An 18,663-nucleotide genomic window follows, 5' to 3' on the forward strand; every position below is an offset into this window, starting at 1 on the left:
AGCTTCCGTTAGATGGGGGCCATGCGGCCTACCGTCCTGCTCTTCGACATCGATGGAACCCTCGTCACCACCGGAGGCGCCGGGCGCCGCTCCATGGACTTCGCCTTCGAGCAGCTCCATGGGCGCCGCGACGCGTGCGACTCGTTCAGCATGTCCGGGATGACGGACCGGGCCATCGTCCGCAAGGCGCTGAACATCATCGGCGCGGAGGACTCGACCGGGGCCATCGACGCGGTCATCGCCGCCTACCTCGCCCACCTCACCGAGGAGGTGCGGAGGGTGGATGACCAGCGCTACCGCGTCTTCCCGGGCATGCGGGAGGCCGTGCTCGAGGCCCGCTCGCGCACGGGCTTCGCGGTGGGCCTGGGCACCGGCAACGTGCGTGAGGGCGCTCGCGTGAAGCTGGAGCGCGTGGGCATCTATGACCAGTTCGCCTTCGGCGGCTTCGGCTGCGACGCCGAGGACCGCGTGGAGCTCATCCGCTGCGGCGCGAAGGCCGGCGCGGCGCTGCTCGGCGCCCCCGTGGACGACTGCCGCGTGGTCGTCATCGGCGACACACCCAAGGATGTGCACGCGGCCCGGGGCATCGGCGCGGAGTGCATTGGCGTGGGCACCGGCACCTACACGGCAGAGGCCCTGCTCAAGGCCGGCGCCAACGTCGCCTACCCGGACTTCACGCACCGCGAAGCCATGACGGTGCTGCTCGGCGGACGCTGAAGCCGTGCTATCTCCCGCCGCTCTTCCGAGGAGCCCGCTGAATGTCGTCCACGCTCGAGTCGTATGAGCTCATCCGCTTCGCCGAGGCCTTCGAGGCCCGGCTCGCCACCGCGGGAGAGATGATCGCGGGAAGGCCCGGTCTGGAGTCCGAGAAGCGCTGGCTGGCCGATGCCCTGGAGCTGGTGCGCACGTCGCGCGCGCCCTCCGCGGGCGTGCTGGACCGCGTGAAGGATTTGCCGGAGCTGGAGGAGGCGCGCGAGGAATATGCGTTCCACCAGCAGGGCCTGTGGGTGGACGCGCTGGAGAAGCTCCACGCCGGAATCACCTTCACCGCGAGCAGCCGCGCGCCCGTCATCGAGGCCCTCTTCCCGCACGTGAAGTTCCCCCAGCTTCGCCGCGCGCCTCGCGACGCCGTCATGGAGTACGCCACGTCGTACGAGCGCCGCACCAAGAGCTCGTACGTGACGCGCATCTTCGGCCGCGACGACTTCGCCCTCGTGCGCCCGGTGATGGAGCAGGTGGCCGCAGCCCACGCCGCGTGGCGCTCCAGCCACGAGCCCGCTCCGCTCTCACCCGAGGTGGAGACCGTCCTGCGCGAGGAGCTGGTGTCCCTGGGCCGCAAGCTCGACGTGGCCCTGCGCCAGGCGCGGCTGCTCTCCGAGGCCGCGATGGTGCCCGTCCCCAGCGTCTACGAGGCCGCGGGATTGAGCCTCAAGCCCAAGCGCCGCGCCGGACGCGGGCTGGGACCGACGGCCGACGAGGCCCTGGCCGGCTTCGGCGACGAGGCCGTGGACTCCATGGAGCCTACCGAGGCGGAGCTGGCCGAGGTCGCCGCGCTGGATGCGGGCGGTGATGATGGCGCGGTGGGCGCCGCTGCACCGGTTGCGGGGGCGCACGCGCAGACCGGGGATGCGCGGGAGAACGCAGCGGAGCTGGAGGCGGCGGAGCAGGCCAGCCCGGCCGCGAGTGCTGAGAGCAGCGCGGACGATGCGGAGGTCCCGAGCCCCGTGATTGGCGGAGCGGAGGACTCAGCGCACGAGGGAGTAGCCTCCGTACCGGGCTCCCGGGCCAACACCTCGCCCTCCCGTGAATCCCCTGCCCCGGGTTCGGAGGACAGCGGCGATTCCTCTCAGTCGTCGGAGGCTTCCACCGAGTCCGTCAGCGAACCCCAGGCCGAGCCTCGTGGAGCCCGGAAGGGCCGCAAGAAGGCGGAGGCCGCCCCCACTCCGTCCGAGGGAGAAGCACCGCCGCCCCCGGCGAGCGCGGAGGCCCAGGCGCCTCGCGTGCGGAAGAAGAAGGGGGCGCCCACTCCGGACACCTCCGGATCCGATACACCCTGAGCTCTGAGCGGTCCCCGGACCGCGCCGTTAGAGGAACCCGGCCATGGCGGACGTCGCCCTTCCCATCGATCCCCTCCTGCCGGAAATCGTCTCCACGCTGCGGGGCTCGCGCTCGCTCGTGCTGGAGGCCCCTCCCGGCGCGGGCAAGACGACGCGCGTCCCCCGGGCGCTGCTGGAGGCGGGGCTCGGACAGGGCAAGGAGATTGTCGTCCTCCAGCCGCGCCGCCTCCCCACCCGGCTCGCCGCCCAGCGCGTCTCCGAGGAGATTGGCGAGCGCGTCGGAGACACCGTCGGCTACCAGGTCCGCTTCGAGGACGTGCGCAGCGCGAAGACGCGCCTGTCCTTCGTCACCGAGGGCGTGCTCGGCCGCCGCCTGCTGTCCGACCCGAAGCTGAAGGACGTGGGCATCGTCGTGCTCGACGAGTTCCACGAGCGGCACCTGTCCGCGGACATCTCGCTCGCCCTGCTGCGCCGGCTCCAGGAGACCGCGCGCCCCGACCTCAAGGTCGTCGTCATGTCCGCCACCCTGGAGGCCGAGCCCATCCGGGCATATCTCGGAGGTTGTCCCTCCCTGCGCTCCGAGGGCCGCCGCTTCGACGTGAGCGTCGAGTACCTCCCCGCACCCGATGAGCGGTACCTCGACCAGCAGGTGCTCTCCGGCATCAAGCGCGTGTTCGCCAACGGCCTCGACGGCGACGTGCTCGTCTTCCTTCCCGGCGCCGGAGAAATCCGCCGCGCGCGCGACGTCTGCGCCGAGTTCGCCGAACGCCACGGCACCGACGTGCTTCCGCTCCACGGAGACCTCTCCCCCGCCGAGCAGGACCGCGCCGTGCGCCGCAGCCCGCGCAGGAAGATCATCCTCTCCACCAACGTGGCGGAGACCTCCGTCACCATCGACGGCGTGGCCGTGGTCATCGACACCGGACTGGCGCGCGTGGCCAGTCACTCGCCCTGGTCCGGCCTGCCGCAGCTCAAGCTGTCCAAGGTCAGCCGCGCCTCCGCCATCCAGCGTGCGGGCCGCGCCGGCCGTACGCGCGCCGGCCAGTGCCTGCGCCTCTACACCCAGCACGACTTCGACGGTCGCCCCGAGCAGGAGGCCCCCGAAATCCGCCGCATGGACCTGGCGGAGACGGTGCTCTCCCTGCGCGCCTCCGGCGTGACGGACCTGGCCTCCTTCCCCTTCTTCGAGTCGCCTCCCCCCGCCTCGCTCGACGCCGCGGAGACGCTGCTGCGCAGGCTGGGCGCGGTGGACGCGAAGGGGCTCGTCACGGACGTGGGCCAGCGACTCCTGCGCTTCCCCGTCCACCCGCGCCAGGCCCGCGTCATCGTCGAGGGCGAGCGCCGGGGCGTGGGCAACGAAGCCGCCACGCTCGCGGCCCTCATGGGCGAGCGCGACATCCGCCGCGAGGCCCGCGCCAACCTCGGCAGTGGCAGCCGTGGCTCCGCCGTCGTCAGCGGCCCGTCCGACCTGCTGGAGCTGCTCGAGCGCTTCCGCGAGGCCGAGCGCGCGAACTTCGCCTCCGGGCGTCTGCACTCGCTCTCGCTGGAGGCCGGCGCGGTGCAGTCCGTGGACCGTGTGCAGAAGCAGCTCCGGCGCGCGGTGCGAGGCCAGGGTGCGCGCCCCCACCGCCCCGAGGACGTGGAGCAGTCGCTGATGCTCAGCGTGCTCGCCGGCTATCCGGACCGTGTGGCACGCCGTCGCCGTCCCCGCGCGCCCGAGCTGCTCCTGTTCGGCGGCGGCACCGTCTCCCTCTCCGAGATGAGCGTGGTGCAGGACGCCGACCTCATGGTCGCCGTGGACGCCGAGGAACGGCCGGGGCGTGGCGCCATGGTCCGCATCGCCAGCGCCGTGGAGCCCGAGTGGCTCCTGGACCTCTACCCGGATGCACTGGAGGAGGTGGACACCCTCCAGTGGAACGCCGAGGCCCGCCGCGTCGAGCGCCTCACCCGCCTGTCCTACGGCAACCTCGTGCTGGAGGAGACGCGCACCCCCGCTCCTCCATCCGAAGCAGCCGCCCGTGTGCTCGTCGAGGCCGCGCTCGCCGCCGGACCGGGGAAGTTCGCGGACCCGGAGGCCCTGGAGCAGTGGCGCACGCGCGTGGCCCTGCTGGCGCAGGCCTTCCCCGAGGCGAAGTTCCCCGCCGTGGACGACGCCTTCCTGCGCGACGCGCTGGCCTCGCTGTGCTCCGACGCGCGCAGCTTCAAGGACCTGGAGGGTGTGTCACTCCTCGACGCGCTCTACGCTCGGCTCACCTCCGAGCAGCAGCGGCTGTTGGCCACCCATGCGCCGGAGCGGGTGACGCTGCCGGGCGGACGCGGCGTCAAGGTGCACTACGAGCCGGGCAAGCCGCCGTGGGTGGAGTCACGCCTCCAGGACTTCTTCGGCATGGCCCAGGGACCCAACGTCTGCGCGGGCCGCGTCCCGCTCGTGCTGCACCTGCTGGCGCCCAACATGCGCGCGGTACAGGTGACGACGGATCTGGCCGGCTTCTGGGAGCGGCACTACCCGGCCATCCGCAAGGAGCTGTGCCGCAAGTACCCGCGGCACTCGTGGCCCGAAGACCCGCGCCACGCCCAGCCGCCCGCGCCGAAACCACCTCGGCGCTGACAGAGGTTACAGGCGCTTGTGCATCTCCAGGTGGTCGATGCCGGCTTCCTGGAAGACGGCGCCCACCGGCTCGTAGCCGTGCTTCTTGTAGAACTCGAGCGCGTACAACTGCGCGTGCAGCATGATGCCCGTGACGCCACGCCGGCGCGCTTCGTCCTCCAGCGTGGTCAGCAGCAGCGAGCCCACGCGCGCCTTGCGGTGCGACTGGAGCACCGCCATGCGGCCAATCTGCCCCCACCTGCCGGGCTGGTTGGCGGGAGCCTGCGGCAGCATCACCAGGCGCCCCGTGCCGATGGCATGGCCGCCCTGGTTGGCGATGACGTGGTAGGCGTTGGCGTCCTCCGCGTCGCGCTCGATGCCCTCGGGGACGTGCTGCTCCTCGATGAACACCACTTCGCGGATGGCGAGCGCCTGCATGAGCTCCGCCTCACCCTGAATCTGGGTGATGATAACGGGCGCGGTGGTATCCGTGGGAGTGGCCATGTCGGGGGCAAGGTACACAAAAGCCCGCGACGCCAACAGGCGGAAAAAGCCGCCCGGCATGCCAAGGTGCGGTCCCCATGCCAGGCCAGCATCCGGCAGCCGCCCGAGTATCCCTGGCCGGCTTCTATTTCCTCTATTACGCAACGGTAGGGATCGTCCTGCCCTTCATGCCCGCGTACCTCAAGTCGCTGTCGCTCTCGGCGACGCAGGTGGGGCTGCTCCTGTCCATCGGTCCCCTGGTGTCGCTGCTCGCGCCGCCGATGTGGGGACACCTGGCCGACCGCACGGGCCGTGCTACTCGCGTGCTCACCGGGCTGGCCTGCGGCGCGGCGCTCGCCTTCTCCCTCCTGCTGGTGGCGCGCACCTTTCCGCAATTGGTAGCCACGCTGGTGACATACGGCGTCTTCGCGTCCTCCTTCACGCCGCTCATCGACAGCCTGGCGATGCACCACGTGGCGCGCGCGGGCGGCAGCTACGCCCACCTGCGGATGTTCGGCTCGCTGGGCTTCATCGCCTCCAGCGTGGTGTTCGGCCTGTGGGTGACGCGGGTGGACCGTACGCTGGTGGTGACGCCGCTCGTGCTGCTCGCCCTGCTCATTCCGTGGACCCTCACGCTGCGCGACAGCGCCGCGCCCGGTCCCCGTCCACACCCGCTGGCCGGGCTGCGCCTGCTGCGCCACCCCGATATCCGCTGGTTGCTGGCGGCCACGTCCCTGCACTGGCTGGCATGCGCGCCCTACCACGGCTCACTCTCCATCCACGTCATGGCGCTGGGACTGTCCCCCGCCGTGGTGGGCCTGACGGCGGGCGCGGGCGTGCTGGCGGAAGTCGTGGTGATGGCGCTGTATCCGCGCCTCGCCGGAGGCCTCGCACCGCGCCACGTGCTGGGCTTCGCCTTCGCCATGAGCGCACTGCGCTGGGCCGGCATGGCGCTGACATCCTCGGCGGGCGTGCTGGTGGCGCTCGCGCCGCTGCACGGACTCACCTTCGGTGCATTCTACGTGGCCTGCGTCGCCTTCCTCGCACGGCGCGTGCCGCCGGAATTGCGCGCGTCCGGGCAGGCCCTCTTCGCCGCCGTCACCTTCGGCGTGGGCGGGCTGGTGGGCTATGCCTCCTCCGGGGCGGCCTATGACTGGCTGGGCGGACACCGGCTCTTCGCCGTGGCGGGCGTGCTGGAGCTGGTCGCGGCCGTCCTGGTGCTCCAGGCGTCGCCGCCCCCCGAGCCGGAGGCCCTTCTGGAGAAGGCCTCGTGATAGGCTTCCGGGCGTCATGCGTTACGCCCCACTGCTCGCACTCGCCCTGGGCCTGCTGGCCACGCCCTCCGTCGCCCAGCCGGAGTTCTTCTTCGGCAACGGCCAGGACCCCGTCTTCCGCGAGGAGGACATGGACAAGCGCTTCGCGAAGACACGCCTGAACAGGGCGCTGCGCGAGGGCACCCAGGACGCCAACTGCGCGCAGGTGGTGGGCGCGATGTTCACGCTGCTCGGTGAGACGGGGGCGCTGTTCCACAAGCGCGACGAGAACTTCATGCTGGAGCCGGTGCTGGTGCAGGCGCTGAGCACCCAGCTCGTCAGCCAGCGCTTCCCCGGCAACGCCTTCTTCGTCGCCATGGTGCGGCGGGTGCTCATCGACAAGAAGCTGCCCCCTGAGTGGCTCGTCACCGCACAGGCGCTGGCGCCGTACTACCCCGCCATCGACCTGGCCAAGCTGCGCTTCCTGTCAGACGGCGTGAAGCCGCTGGACAGCTTCCTGCTCACCCTGCCCGTGCTGCGCGAGCGCTACAACGAGGACGTGGTGCGCGCCACCTCCGTGGCCGCCTCCACCGCCGAGGCGCTCTTCCGCGACAACTACCTGGACCACGAGCTGGCCTTCGCCGGGCTGGAAGTCGTCGACGTGAGGCTGGAGAAGCCCAAGAAGAAGCGCCTCAAGAAGGGCGAGGAGCCGGAGAAGCCCTACATGGTGGCCCGCCTCGTCTGGGTGGAGCCGGAGACTCCCTCCGAGGCGCAGTACGAGTTCCAGTTCGGCAAGCCGCGCAAGCGCGCGAAGGTGGACATCACCGCGAAGCTCGCCGAGTCGCAGTACGTGGACCTCAACAAGCTCCTGCGCGGGACGAAGGTCCTCCTGCGCGGCCGCTTCTGGGAGTACAAGAAGGGCATCACCTCCGTCGAGATGCGCGATGCGCTCGTGTTCCCGGAGCGCGACTGGACGAAGGTGAGCGGGCTGGTGGACCCGATGGCGCTGGAAGCCTGTCCCCTCGCCATCAATGACCTGACGGGCCTCGCGCCACTACAGCCCGGCGCCTTCGGCACGCGCCGCTAGACGGCCGTCCCCCTCCCGGACGCCCGTCCGCCGCATCGCACGCTCCCGGGGGGCCTCCCGGGGCGTGGTTCCTGGCACGTCCCCTGCTCTCTCCCTCGCGCCACCCACGCGAGGGATGCCATGAAGGTCGACGCTCCAGAGTCCCCATCCGACGCCGCGAAGCAGTCGCCGGACGGTGAACGGTTCAAGAAGGCACTGCAGGAGGAAGACGCGCGCCGGGGCACGGACGCCCGTCCACCGCCCAGGACCGCCCGGGCGCCCGCGAGCGAACCCGCTCCGTCACCCCGGCCCGGCGTTGCCTCCGCCAGAAGCCCCGGCCTGCCTGGAGGGCGCGCTCCCGCGCCCGTGCAGGCGCGAGCATCGGGGCCCGTCCTCGCCACCTCGCGCGGGGCGCTCGCCAGCGCGGAGAGCCTCGGACGGACGCGACAGGCGATGCACTCCGAGGCCTGGCGGCTGGGCACGGTACGAGGCGAGGCCAACACCCAGGTCCAGGAGCGCACCGAGCACCGTCTCACCGACCTCATCGCGCGCGAGCTGTCACGGGACTCACGGCCGGCCGCGGCATCTGTCCCCGAAGCGCGGCCGGCCTCCAGCTCCCCCGCCACCGACCCGGGCCGTGGCGCGGCGGATGCGCCCCCGCCCGAGTCCCGAGTCACCGGCGCCGGAGCGACGGGGAGCGGCGGGGCCTCCAGCGCCGAGACGGTGAGCCCGGCCACGCGCGCGGAGGCGGCCCTGGAGCTCATCGAGCGCATCGAGGTCTTCGTGAAGTCCCAGCGGCCGGCGCTGAGCCTGAGCCTGCGCGGTGCGCTGGACGCCACGGTGGAGGTGGAGCGCACGGGCCCGCGAGAGGTGGCGCTGCGCATCCAGGGCCGGCGGGGGCCACTTCCCACCGAGGACCTGGCGCGCTTGCGGGACGCGCTCGAGGCGCGCGGGCTCCGGCTGCGCTCGCTGCGCGCGGAATGACGGGGCCCGCAACGACGAAGGCCCTCTCGCCAGGGGGCGGGAGGGCCTTCCAGGGACACGCCGGGGTGGGTGACCTACTTGCCGGGCTTCGCCTCGAGCAAGCCGCGCTTGTCCTGCTTGTCCTTGAAGTCCTCTGCCTCGGGCAGCGGCTCCTTCTTCTCGGCGATGTTCGGCCACTTCGCGGAGAAGTCAGCGTTCAGCGGCTTGTACTCCTGCCACTTCGCGGGCAGCTCCGTCTCCGGGAAGATGGCCTTGGTGGGGCACACGGGCTCGCAAGCGCCGCAGTCGATGCACTCGTCCGGGTGGATGACCAGGAAGTTGGCACCTTCGTAGAAACAGTTGACCGGGCACACCTCGACACAGTCGGTGTACTTGCACTTGATGCAAGGCTCGGCGACGACATAGGCCATGAGAGATCTCCTCTAGAAGAATCTAGCGCGTCCGTGGGCGCGCACAGTAGTGGTTCAAGGTTGCGATGGCACCCTGAATCTGTGGCGCGGATGCGCCGGAATTCGGGGTCAGCCCAGCAGTCCCTGGGCCCGCAGCTGCTCGGCCACGAGGATGGCCCCGCGCGCGGCCCCCATCTTGGTGTTGTGGGAGACGAGCACGTACTTGAAGCCGTTCTCCAGCACGCCGTCCTCGCGCACGCGGCCCACCGTGGTGGCCATGCCGCCGTGGGTGTCGCGATCCAACCGGGGCTGCGGGCGGAAGGGATCATCCAGCACCTCAATCCACCGCGGGGGGGCGGACGGCAGGCCGCGAGCCACCTCGGCGCCCTTCCACTCGCGCATCGCCTGCACCACCTCGGCGACGGTGGCCTTCGCTCCCAGCGACACGAAGACGGACTCCGTGTGCCCCTCCATGACGGCCACGCGGGTGCACGTGCAGGACACCCGGACGTCATGCGGCGTGAGCGCCGCGCCGTCGGCCTTCAGGGCACCGAGGATCTTCTTCGTCTCCACCTCCACCTTGTGCTCCTCCTTGGGGATGTAGGGGATGACGTTGTCGAGGATGTCCAGGCCGATGACGCCCGGCGAGCGGCCGGCGCCGGACATGGCCTGCAGGCTGGTCATCAGCACGGCCTTCACGCCGAAGCGCTCGGCCAGCGGAGCCAGCGTCACGGCGAGGCCGGTGGTGGTGCAGTTGGGAATCGGAACGATGTAGCCCTTCCAGCCGCGCCGCTTCTGCTGCTCCCGAACGAGCGGGGCATGCGCGGCGTTGACGGGGGGAATGAGGAGCGGGACGTCGTCCTCGTAGCGGAAGGCGCTGGCGGCGGAGAAGACGGGGATGTCCTTCGCCAGCCGGGGCTCCAGCTCGCGCGCGACGTCCGCCTCCACGGCGGAGAAGACCAGGTCGTAGTCCTTCGCCTGGAGCGAGTCACCGCTCACCACGGGCATGCGGGCCACGTCGGGCGACAGCGGCTCGGGGACGAACCAGGCCGTCATGCCGTTGGCCGTCTTCAGGGCCTCCCCGTAGGCTTTGCCCGCCGAGCGAGGCGACGCGGCGAGGCCGGTCAGCTCGATGAACGGGTGGTCCTTCAGGGCCGCGATGAACTGCTGTCCGGCGAGCCCAGTGGCGCCGATGAGCGCCGCGCGAAGCCTGGCCATGGGGGCATGTCTCCAGTGGAGGGTGAAGTCGGCCGCTCCATACACCCTTTGACGACGCGCTGCATCCACCCTGCTTCAGTGATGCAGGGCGACCTGGGGTGCGGAGGCATGGCGCTCGGTGGGGTAGCCCCCCGTCACCCAGGCGCCGAGCCCCCCTTCGAGGCACACGGCCTCGCGCCCGCGCATGCGCAGCAGGCGGCAGATGCGGCGCGTGTCCCGTCCGTCCGGGGCGCAGCCACACAGGACGATGAGCTCATCGTCCGGGAGCATGTGGAGGTCGCGGGAGATTTCCGTGGGCGTCATCCTCAACGCGCCCGGGATGTGCAGCGCATAGCGTTCCCAATCCGACGGATCACGACAGTCGAGGACGAGCACTTCGTCGTCACCCAGACGCATGTACAGCTCGGCACAGACGATGGTGGGCTCCACGGGGACCTCCGCGGGGTCTTCTCCGGGAACCCGGAGCCCCGGGGGCCTCTTCCGTCCCGCTCGCCCGCCTGCCCCGCCGCACTGGCGGCGCGGGCATGCCGCACCGCGCCGCCCACCGTGAGCGCAATATTCCTACAGTCAGAGCCCGAGCTGCTTGGCGATGATTTCGTTCATCACCTCGCTGGTGCCGCCGCCGATGGGGCCCAGGCGCGCGTCGCGCCAGTGGCGCTGGATGTCGTACTCCATCATGTAGCCCGCGCCGCCGTGGAGCTGGAGGCACTCGTCCGCCACGCGGCAGGCCGTCTCGGTGGCGACCTTCTTCGCCATGGACGTCTGGGCGACGGCCCACTCGCCGGCCACGTGCAGGCGCAGCGCGTGGTACGTGAGCTGGCGCGCGCACTCGCGGGCGGTGAACAGGTCCGCCAGCTTGTGGCGCACCACCTGGAACTGGTTGAGCGACTGGCCGAAGGCGCGGCGCGACTTCACGTGCTCGAGCACCTTCTCCAGCATGTCGTCCATGGCGCCCACCGCCCCCAGGGCCAGCGACAGGCGCTCCCACTGGAAGTTGCCCATGATCTGCGAGAAGCCCTGCCCCTCCACGCCCAGCAGGTTCTCCGCGGGCACGCGGCAGTCCTCGAAGAACAGCTCCGCGGTGTCCGAGGCGCGCCAGCCCACCTTCTTCAGCTTGCGGCCCACGCTGAAGCCCGGCGTGCCCTTCTCCACCACGAATATGGACAGGCCCTTGTGGCCCGCGGCCGGGTCCGTCTTCACGGCCAGCACCACGAAGTCCGCGCGCACCCCGTTGGTGATGTACGTCTTGGAGCCGTTGAGGACGTAGGAGTCACCGTCGCGCCGCGCGGTGGTGCGCAGGCCCGCCACGTCCGAGCCGGCGTCGGGCTCGGTGATGCCCAGCGCGCCAATCTTCTCTCCTCGGATGGCGGGGGTGAGCCAGCGGCGCTTCTGCGCGTCCGTGCCGAAGAGGTGGATGGGGCCGGTGGAGATGGTGAACTGCGCCCCGAGCCCGGCGGACACCCCCCCGGAGCCGCAGCGGCCCAGCTCCTCCAGGAGCACCGCCTCGTAGAGCTCTCCAGCCGCCGAGCCCCCGTACTCCACCGGGTACTTCAGCCCGAGGAACCCCAGCTCGCCGAAGCGCGTGAAGAGCGCTCGGGGGAACTCCTCCCGCTCCTCCCACTCGGCGACGAACGGGAGGATTTCCTTGTCCACCACGGCCCGCACCGTGCGGCGGAACGCGTCATGCTCTTCCAGGTACAGCCCGTGGCCATGCAGCATCTCGGAACACCTCACTGCCGGGGCCTGTGCGCACCCGGGGTGGAACCTTCTTGATTGCGCGCGTCATCGTAGCGGGACGCGTTGCATCCACGCTGCTGTTGGATCCTTGACCGGGCGGTGGCCCGCTGCGTATAAAGCCGACCCCATCCTCTCGGCGCCATAGCCAAGTGGTAAGGCAAAGGTCTGCAAAACCTTCATTCCCCGGTTCGAATCCGGGTGGCGCCTCAAAGACAAAGGCCCGATGCGGAAGTCGCTTCCGCATCGGGCCTCGTCATTTTCCACCGCTGAAGTCCGCGGCCCGGCTCCCTCGCAGGTGAGCCGGGCGGGCCGCCGTCAGCAGCCCATTTCCACCGCGCCGATGTCCGGGCTCGCGCCGCAGAAGGGCAGGCCCACGTCGGCGCCGCGGTCCACCGCCGCGACGCCCGGGGCGAAGGCCTCGCCGAGGTCCGGCGAGGCGGCGGTGGAGGTGGTGTCGCCGGCGGCGGCCTTGAACTGCTCCAGCCCCTGGAGCGCTCCGTTCTGCTTGAACTGCGCGCCGGCCGGGAAGAGGTTGGCCCCCATCTTCATGCCCGGGGCCTGACCGCCGAGGTCCACCGCGAGGGGCGCGGTGTCCACGATGTTGTTCTGCACCACCGGGGCCTGCGTGGGCCCGCCGGTGCCGTGGCCGATGATGAGCGCCGTGGACACGCGCGCAATCGTGTTGTTGACCACCACCGTGCCGCTGGAGTTCTCCAGACGGATGCCGGTGCCCTCACCGCCGCCGACGTTGGAGATGTCGTGCACGCGGTTGCGCCGGACGACGATGCCGGTGGGCACGGGGCCCTCGTGGTTGCCGCCCACGGAGATGCCCTTGGCGGAGTCGTAGATTTCGTTGTCCTCCACCGTCACGTTGCGCGCGGAGTAGTGCACCACCACCACGTCCCCCTTCGCCGTGGACGTCGGGCGGAACTGGTGCATGCGGTTGTTGCGGATGACGACGTTGTGGCACGTCTTGATGTCCACCGCGTTCTCCCGGTTGGCGTAGAAGTGGTTGTTCTCCACCACCAGGCCATCCGCGGGGGGCAGCGAGCTGAAGCCCTCGGGCCCCAGGCACTGCACGGAGTCACCCGAGTTGTCGTGGATGTCGTTGTTGCGCACGGTGATGTCGTGCGACGTCGGCTGCACCACCACGCCGTGCGAGTCCTTGTTGCCGGTGTTCCGCACGAAGTCGTGGATGTGGTTGTTCTCGATGGTGGCGCCGGTGGCGTTGCCATAGGTCGTCACGCCGGCCCCGCCGCCGCCATGGTGCAGCTCCGAGTTGGCCAGCACCGAGCCCTGCACGTTGCCCTCGAAGGTGACGGCGAAGAAGGCCTGGCCCTGGACGTCCAGGTCGAAGCCGTCGATGACCCAGTTGGGGCGGCGCACCTGCACGAGCGCGCCTCCGCCGTTGCCGGGGATGATGTGCGGGCGGCCCTCGCCCTGGAGCGTAATCTTCGCCTCCGGGGTGCCCGCCTTGGCGTTGTCTCCGAGGACGATGCGCTCGTTGTAGTCGCCCGCGAGCACGCGGATGACCTCGCCGGGGTTGGCCTGGGTGATGGCCCTGGCGATGGTGCGGAAGGGCTGCGCGGCGCTGCCGTCGCCGGCGTCGTTGCCGGACGGGCTCACCACCCACTCACGGGAGAACGTGGGAGTCACGGCGGGCATCAGCGCAGCGGCCGAGACGCCCGGCTGGGGGCCCGGCTCGGCGATGTTCGCATGGTCCGCGTGCTCGGGCAGGGACTCCACCGGCGTGTTCGGCACCGGCTGCACGCCCAGGGGCGGCTCCATGCCGGGAGTCGTGGGCGCGCCAGGGGTGGCGGGCGTGCCGGGCTCCGTGGGGGCGGGAGCGGGCGTCGGCGCGGGCGCCGACGGAGCGCCGGGGAACCCGGGAATGGGGAACAGCCCGCCGTCGGCGTGGGCAGTCGCGCCGAGCATGAGCAGGCTCGCGGCCAGGGCGGCCGTCGGGGTCTTCATCCGCTTCAAGCAGTTGCCTCGTCGATTTCGCATGAGCAGGGGCAACGCGGGAGCCGATGCGTTGTATTCACCCCAAGTGGAGGCAATCCAGGCGCCCCGGCGGGCGTCCGGCCGTGACAGCCCACGGGGCCGCGACTACGGTGGCGCCCTCCGTGCGACTCGCCGTCCCGCTGCTCCTTGCCGCCCTCCTGCTCTCCGCGTGCGCGGCCCCGAAGCCCGCGTCCGGCCGCGTTCCCTCCCCCTCGAGCGGACAGGCGGGCGCTCCTCCGGACGGAGGCGCGGCCTCCGCGGACGCCCGCCCTCCCGACGCTGGCGCCCTCGAAGACTCCGACGGAGGCGCGGACGCCCGCCCTCCCCTCGCCGGAGCCTCCGATGGCGGCGCCGACGCGGGCCCGGGTCTCCCGGGACTGGAAGACCCGCTGGCGCAGGGCATCCCCGGGCCGGGAGACCTCAAGCGGCTCGATTTCCGCGGCGGCGAGCCGCGCATCCCCATCCGGCTGATGGAGGGCCGGCGCGAGGTGACGTTCTCCTCGCGGGGCCGCATGCGGCTGCGCTTCGGCGGGCCCGACGACAAGGTGCTGGACGCGGCGGCCGGCACGCGCTGGTCGGTGCGCGTGACGCAGGGAGAGCCGGCGGTGCTCACCGCACGCGTGCAACTGGGCGAGTTCCGCATCGCCGACCGCGAGGGGCTGAACGCGGCCCAGGAGCAGTGGCGCGCGCGCGGAATCGCCGTGCGCGCGCACGTGCTGGGCGCGGTGTACGGCATCGCCGGCAAGGTCATCGACAACCGGCGCTACCTGCTCCTGGTGGACGAAGCACTCCCCCCCGACGCCGCGAGCCGCAAGCAGGCCTCGCTGCTGCGCGAGTACGGCGTGAGGACCACGCTCTTCGAGGAGGTGCGCACGCCCGCGAGCGCCATCCTCGAGCTGCGCGACGAGTCCGGCGTGGTGGTGGGGCTGGCGCAGGACCGGCTGGACGCGGAGACGCCGGATGGCGCGGGCTTCGACGTGCGGCAGGTGGAGTACGGCGTGGGCTACGACTTCCACGGCTTCGAGGACCGCACCTTCCGGGGCGCCCTCCAGCTGGTGGTGGACCGCGCCGGCAAGCTGGCGGTGGTGAACGTGGTGCCCCTGGAGGACCTGCTGAAGGGGCTGGTGCCGTCCGAAATCTTCGCGCGCGCCCACCCGGAGGCGCTCAAGGCGCAGGCCGTCACCGCCCGGGGCGAGCTGCTGGCCAAGGTGGGCATCAAACACCTGGCGGACCCGTACCTCCTCTGCTCGGAGCAGCACTGCGCGGTGTACCGGGGGCGCACCGGCGAGGTGGCCAGCACCACCGCCGCCGTGGAGGCCACCCGGGGCGAGGGGCTCTTCAGCCAGGACGGGCGACTGGTGGACTCCGTCTACAGCGCCGTGTGCGGCGGCCACACGGAGGACAACGACGTGGTGTGGGGCGGCCCGCCGGACCCCAGCCTGCGCGGGCGCCCGGACGTGCTGCCCTCGGCGGGCCGCTACCCGCTCCCCGCGCACCTGGAGGAATGGCTCGCGGCCACCGACCTGCCTGCCGCCTGCCGGCTGTCCAGCTTCGCGCAGCCCAGCAAGTTCCGGTGGGAGAAGCGCTTCACGGCCGAGCAGGTGAACGCCCTCACCCGCCACCTGGGCATCGGCCGGGTGCAGGCCCTGGCCTTCTCCGAGCGCGGGGTGTCCGGACGGGCCCGGGTGCTGACGCTGTCCGGGGACCAGGGGGCCACGCAGATTCGGGGTGAACTGAACATCCGCCGCCTCTTCGGGATGCTCAACAGCAGCATGGCGGTGGTGGAGGCCGAGCGGGACGTCGAGGGCCAGATTACCGGCTGGCTTTTCCGTGGCGGCGGGTGGGGCCACGGGGTAGGGATGTGCCAGACAGGCGCCATCGGCCGGGCGGAGGCCGGGCAGCGCTACCAGGACATCCTCCGTCACTACTTCAACGGCGCCGAGGTGGCCCCCATTTATTGAGACCGGAGGGGGCTGCTCATGCGTACCAGTGCACGTCTCGCGAATCTCCTCCCCTGCCCGCCTGTTCTGCCGCGAACGGGACGGGACTAGATCGCCGGCCCGGAGGTTTATCATCGCGCCGTGAGCACGGGTTCTTCTCCTACAGACTGGCGCCGCCGCCGGCGGCAGGGCTCCTCGTGGCGCGTCGTCGCCGCGGTGGTGCTCGCCCTGCTGCTGCACGGCGCCTACCTGGGGGCCGTGCTGCTCACGGGCAGCCTCGCGCCCTCCCGGGACAAGCGGCCCGCGAAGCCCACCTCCGTGGCCGTCCGCCCGCTCACCGCCGAGCAGTGGGCGAAGAACCGGGGGCCCGTGGACCCGCGCTCGAAGTCGCAGATGTCCGAGCCCCGCCGCGTCAAGGAGAAGAAGGAAGAGGAGAAGAAGCCCGAGGACAAACCCAAGGGCCAGGTGGTGGACGTCGCGCCGGGCAACGACAAGGTGGACCCGAACGCGAAGTACCTCGCCGAGAGCGACAACCAGGTGGACAAGGAGACGCGCGCCCGGGAGCAGACGCCCTTCTACCGCAACGCCATGCCGCAGCGGACGGCGCCGCAGTCCCAGGACGGCACGGACGCCCGGCAGGAGCAGGCGCCGCGCATCGCCGGCAACAACGGCCTGGGCAACGACGAGAAGCCCGCGGCCGAGGCCCGCCAGAAGTCCGCCCTCGAGCTTCCCGACGCGCGCCGCAAGAACGAGGTGGCCGTGAAGACGGACCCCAACACGCGGGGGCCGGGCGTCGTGGTGAACAACCAGAACGAGAGCGACGAGATGGTGGGCAACTCGAAGCGCCTGAAAATCCAGCCGGGCGTGGGAGGCGAAGAGGAGGGCTCGGCCGGGCGCGCGGGCGCGCCGGGCATGGCCGCGCTGCAGCCCTCGCGCGCCGTCATGGACAAGGTGCTGGGCGCCGCCCCCAATGACCACCTGGACGACGCGGACGAGGGCGACGCCACCATGCTCAACACGCGCGAGTGGAAGTACGCCAGCTTCTTCAACCGCGTGAAGCAGAGCGTGGGCATGCACTGGAACCCCAACGAGCAGATGCGCCGCAGAGACCCCACCGGGGCCACCTTCTCCGGGAAGGACCGCTACACGCTGCTGACGATTACGCTCGACGAGAAGGGCCAGCTGAAGGACGTCCAGGTGGAGAAGAGCAGCGGCCTGGACTTCCTGGACCTGGAGGCCGTGTCCTCCTTCAAGCGCGCGCAGCCCTTCCCCAACCCGCCGCCGGGCCTCTTGAGCCAGGACGCGGAGGTGAAGTTCCAGTTCGGCTTCTTCATGGAGATGGGCGGCGGCCCGCGCATGCGGCTGTTCCGCGGGCCGAACTGAAGCCGGGCACGGGTGAGCATCCGGCCTCACGAGTTCTCGCGGCCGGACGGGCTTCCCACTACCCTGCCGCGTCGTGGAAACGTCCCCCGTCGACCGCAGCGTTCTTCAGCAGCAGCGCAACCGGAAGGTCCGCCTCGTCCTGCTCGCCATCCTGGGGGCCAACTGGGTGGTGGCCGCCGCCAAGCTCGGCTTCGGCCTGCTCAGCCAGTCCGCGTCGGTGACGGCGGACGGGCTGCACTCCTTCATCGACGGCGGCTCCAACGTGCTGGGTCTCGTGGCCATGGGCGTCGCGTCGCGCCCGGCGGACGAGGACCACCCCTACGGGCACGGCAAGTTCGAGGCGCTCGCGTCGCTGGGCATCGGCGCCATGATTGGCATCGGCATGCTGGAGCTGGGGCGCATGGCGCTCGACTCGCTGCTGCACGACAAGCACCCGGAGGTGACGGCGACGATGGCGGGCGTCATGGCCTTCACCCTCGTGGTGAACATGGTGGTGACGCGGGTGGAGCGGCACTACGGGCACAAGTACAAGAGCTCCCTGCTGCTGGCGGACGCGAGCCACACGATGTCCGACGTCTACGTCACCCTTGCCGTCCTCGCATCCCTGTTGCTGGTGTGGCTGGGTTACCCGCGCGCGGACGGGCTGATTGCCCTGGGCGTCATGGTCTTCGTGGCGTGGGTGGCGTACGGCATCGTCCGGCACTCGGTGGGCATCCTCTCCGACACCGCGCGCCTGGACCCGGCGGACGTGGCGCGGCGGACCCTGGGGGTGACGGGCGTGCGCTCCTGCCGCAACGTGCGCAGCCGCGGCATGGAGGAGAGCGTCTACGTGGACCTCAAGATTGAGGTGGACCCGCTCCTGACCACCGCCCAGGCCCATGAGGTGGCGGACCAGGTGGAGACGCTGTTGCAGGACGCCTACCCGCAGGTGGTGGACGTGGTCGTCCATGTCGAGCCCGCGAGCGCCACGCCGTCCCGCGCGTAGGTTTGTCCGGACCTCACCCTCCCCTTCCTCGCGCCCCGCCCTTGTCGAGCGCGCCGGAGACGACGTCGAGCAGCGTCTCCAGCTTGAAGGGCTTGGCGAGGAAGCCCGCCACGCCGTGTCCCTGGAGCACCGCGCGCGTCGCGGAGGTCATCACCACCACCGGGACGTGTTGAATCGTCGCGTCCAGAGCCTTGGCCGTGAGGAAGGCGGTGCCGTCCATCAGCGGCATCATCATGTCCAGGAGCACGAGGTCCGGGCTCTTCTCCGCCAGCAACCGCAGCGCGTCCTGGCCGTTGCAGGCGGACAGGGCTTCGTAGCCCTCGTCCTGCAGGACCTCGCACAGGGTGGCTGCGAGGATGTCTTCGTCCTCCACGACGAGGATGCGGCTCATCGCGGCTTCCTCCCTCGGGAGCTGCGGGTGTCTGTCACCCAGCAGACGATGAGCATTCGCCCGAGCACCCCTCGCATGCCGCCCGTCGCGCAGGCGTGAGGCCGGTCCGTTGTCGGTCCGGCCGCGAGGCAGGCAGGCCAGCGACATGACGGGGGCCGGAAAAGACGAGGGCCGCCTCCCCGCGAA

16 protein-coding genes and 1 tRNA gene are annotated in these 18,663 nt (G+C 71.2%); 10 read left to right on the forward strand and 7 right to left on the reverse strand.

From position 1 onward, the window contains the following. The first annotated feature begins 12 nt into the window (after positions 1-12). From OV427_RS03070 to hrpB, 3 genes are read left to right on the forward strand one after another with little or no spacing between them, the layout of a single operon-like run. A complete protein-coding gene (locus OV427_RS03070) occupies positions 13-717 on the forward strand; it encodes an HAD family hydrolase (RefSeq protein ID WP_267854612.1) in 705 nt (234 codons plus the stop codon). A 41-nt stretch (positions 718-758) separates the two neighbouring features. Further along, complete coding sequence (locus tag OV427_RS03075; RefSeq protein WP_267854613.1) at positions 759-2,057, forward strand: hypothetical protein; 1,299 nt, start codon at positions 759-761, stop codon at positions 2,055-2,057. Positions 2,058-2,100: 43 nt separating this feature from the next. Then, entirely contained in the window at positions 2,101-4,665 is a 2,565-nt protein-coding gene (gene hrpB, locus OV427_RS03080; RefSeq protein WP_267854614.1) for an ATP-dependent helicase HrpB, read from the forward strand. 6 nt (positions 4,666-4,671) lie between these two features. Here the strand turns inward: hrpB and OV427_RS03085 are convergent, their stop codons facing one another. Next, a complete protein-coding gene (locus OV427_RS03085) occupies positions 4,672-5,148 on the reverse strand; it encodes a GNAT family N-acetyltransferase (RefSeq protein WP_267854615.1) in 477 nt (158 codons plus the stop codon). A gap of 77 nt (positions 5,149-5,225) precedes the next feature. On the opposite strand from OV427_RS03085, the gene OV427_RS03090 reads away from it, so the two are divergent. The 3 genes from OV427_RS03090 (at position 5,226) to OV427_RS03100 (ending at position 8,430) form a co-directional block, all read left to right on the forward strand. Further along, complete coding sequence (locus OV427_RS03090) at positions 5,226-6,401, forward strand: MFS transporter (RefSeq protein WP_267854616.1); 1,176 nt, start codon at positions 5,226-5,228, stop codon at positions 6,399-6,401. A 16-nt stretch (positions 6,402-6,417) separates the two neighbouring features. After that, positions 6,418-7,467: a hypothetical protein gene (locus tag OV427_RS03095; protein ID WP_267854617.1), complete on the forward strand. Its 1,050-nt coding sequence runs from the start codon at positions 6,418-6,420 to the stop codon at positions 7,465-7,467. A gap of 120 nt (positions 7,468-7,587) precedes the next feature. After that, positions 7,588-8,430, forward strand: a complete 843-nt coding sequence (locus OV427_RS03100; RefSeq protein WP_267854618.1) for a hypothetical protein — start codon at positions 7,588-7,590, stop codon at positions 8,428-8,430. Positions 8,431-8,504: 74 nt separating this feature from the next. On the opposite strand, the gene fdxA is transcribed toward OV427_RS03100, so the two are convergent. The 4 genes from fdxA to OV427_RS03120 form a co-directional block, all read right to left on the reverse strand. Next, on the reverse strand, positions 8,505-8,840 hold the full coding sequence (gene fdxA, locus OV427_RS03105) for a ferredoxin FdxA (RefSeq protein ID WP_267854619.1): 336 nt from the start codon (positions 8,838-8,840) through the stop codon (positions 8,505-8,507). A 108-nt stretch (positions 8,841-8,948) separates the two neighbouring features. Continuing rightward, a complete protein-coding gene (asd, locus tag OV427_RS03110; protein WP_267854620.1) occupies positions 8,949-10,037 on the reverse strand; it encodes an aspartate-semialdehyde dehydrogenase in 1,089 nt (362 codons plus the stop codon). A gap of 75 nt (positions 10,038-10,112) precedes the next feature. Continuing rightward, positions 10,113-10,466 carry a rhodanese-like domain-containing protein gene (locus OV427_RS03115; RefSeq protein WP_267854621.1) on the reverse strand — a complete coding sequence of 118 codons (354 nt, stop codon included), beginning with the start codon at positions 10,464-10,466 and terminating at the stop codon, positions 10,113-10,115. 138 nt (positions 10,467-10,604) lie between these two features. Further along, on the reverse strand, positions 10,605-11,756 hold the full coding sequence (locus OV427_RS03120) for an acyl-CoA dehydrogenase family protein (RefSeq protein WP_267854622.1): 1,152 nt from the start codon (positions 11,754-11,756) through the stop codon (positions 10,605-10,607). Positions 11,757-11,909: 153 nt separating this feature from the next. Between OV427_RS03120 and OV427_RS03125 the strand changes: the two genes are divergently transcribed. Further along, positions 11,910-11,981: transfer RNA gene (locus OV427_RS03125), tRNA-Cys, on the forward strand. A 108-nt stretch (positions 11,982-12,089) separates the two neighbouring features. Here the strand turns inward: OV427_RS03125 and OV427_RS03130 are convergent. Next, complete coding sequence (locus tag OV427_RS03130) at positions 12,090-13,748, reverse strand: right-handed parallel beta-helix repeat-containing protein (RefSeq protein WP_267854623.1); 1,659 nt, start codon at positions 13,746-13,748, stop codon at positions 12,090-12,092. A 152-nt stretch (positions 13,749-13,900) separates the two neighbouring features. On the opposite strand from OV427_RS03130, the gene OV427_RS03135 reads away from it, so the two are divergent. The 3 genes from OV427_RS03135 (at position 13,901) to OV427_RS03145 (ending at position 18,086) form a co-directional block, all read left to right on the forward strand. Further along, entirely contained in the window at positions 13,901-15,739 is a 1,839-nt protein-coding gene (locus OV427_RS03135) for a SpoIID/LytB domain-containing protein (RefSeq protein ID WP_267854624.1), read from the forward strand. 120 nt (positions 15,740-15,859) lie between these two features. Next, entirely contained in the window at positions 15,860-17,101 is a 1,242-nt protein-coding gene (locus OV427_RS03140) for an energy transducer TonB (protein ID WP_267854625.1), read from the forward strand. 73 nt (positions 17,102-17,174) lie between these two features. Beyond that, positions 17,175-18,086 (forward strand): cation diffusion facilitator family transporter, encoded by a 912-nt coding sequence (locus OV427_RS03145; protein ID WP_267854626.1) that lies wholly within the window; start codon positions 17,175-17,177, stop codon positions 18,084-18,086. A gap of 13 nt (positions 18,087-18,099) precedes the next feature. Here OV427_RS03145 and OV427_RS03150 read toward each other — a convergent pair whose 3' ends face one another. Beyond that, positions 18,100-18,477 (reverse strand): response regulator, encoded by a 378-nt coding sequence (locus tag OV427_RS03150; protein ID WP_267854627.1) that lies wholly within the window; start codon positions 18,475-18,477, stop codon positions 18,100-18,102. Between the last annotated feature and the right edge of the window lie 186 nt (positions 18,478-18,663).

The sequence above is a fragment of the Pyxidicoccus sp. MSG2 genome (genome assembly GCF_026626705.1).
In the GTDB taxonomy this organism is placed as follows: Bacteria; Myxococcota; Myxococcia; order Myxococcales; family Myxococcaceae; genus Myxococcus.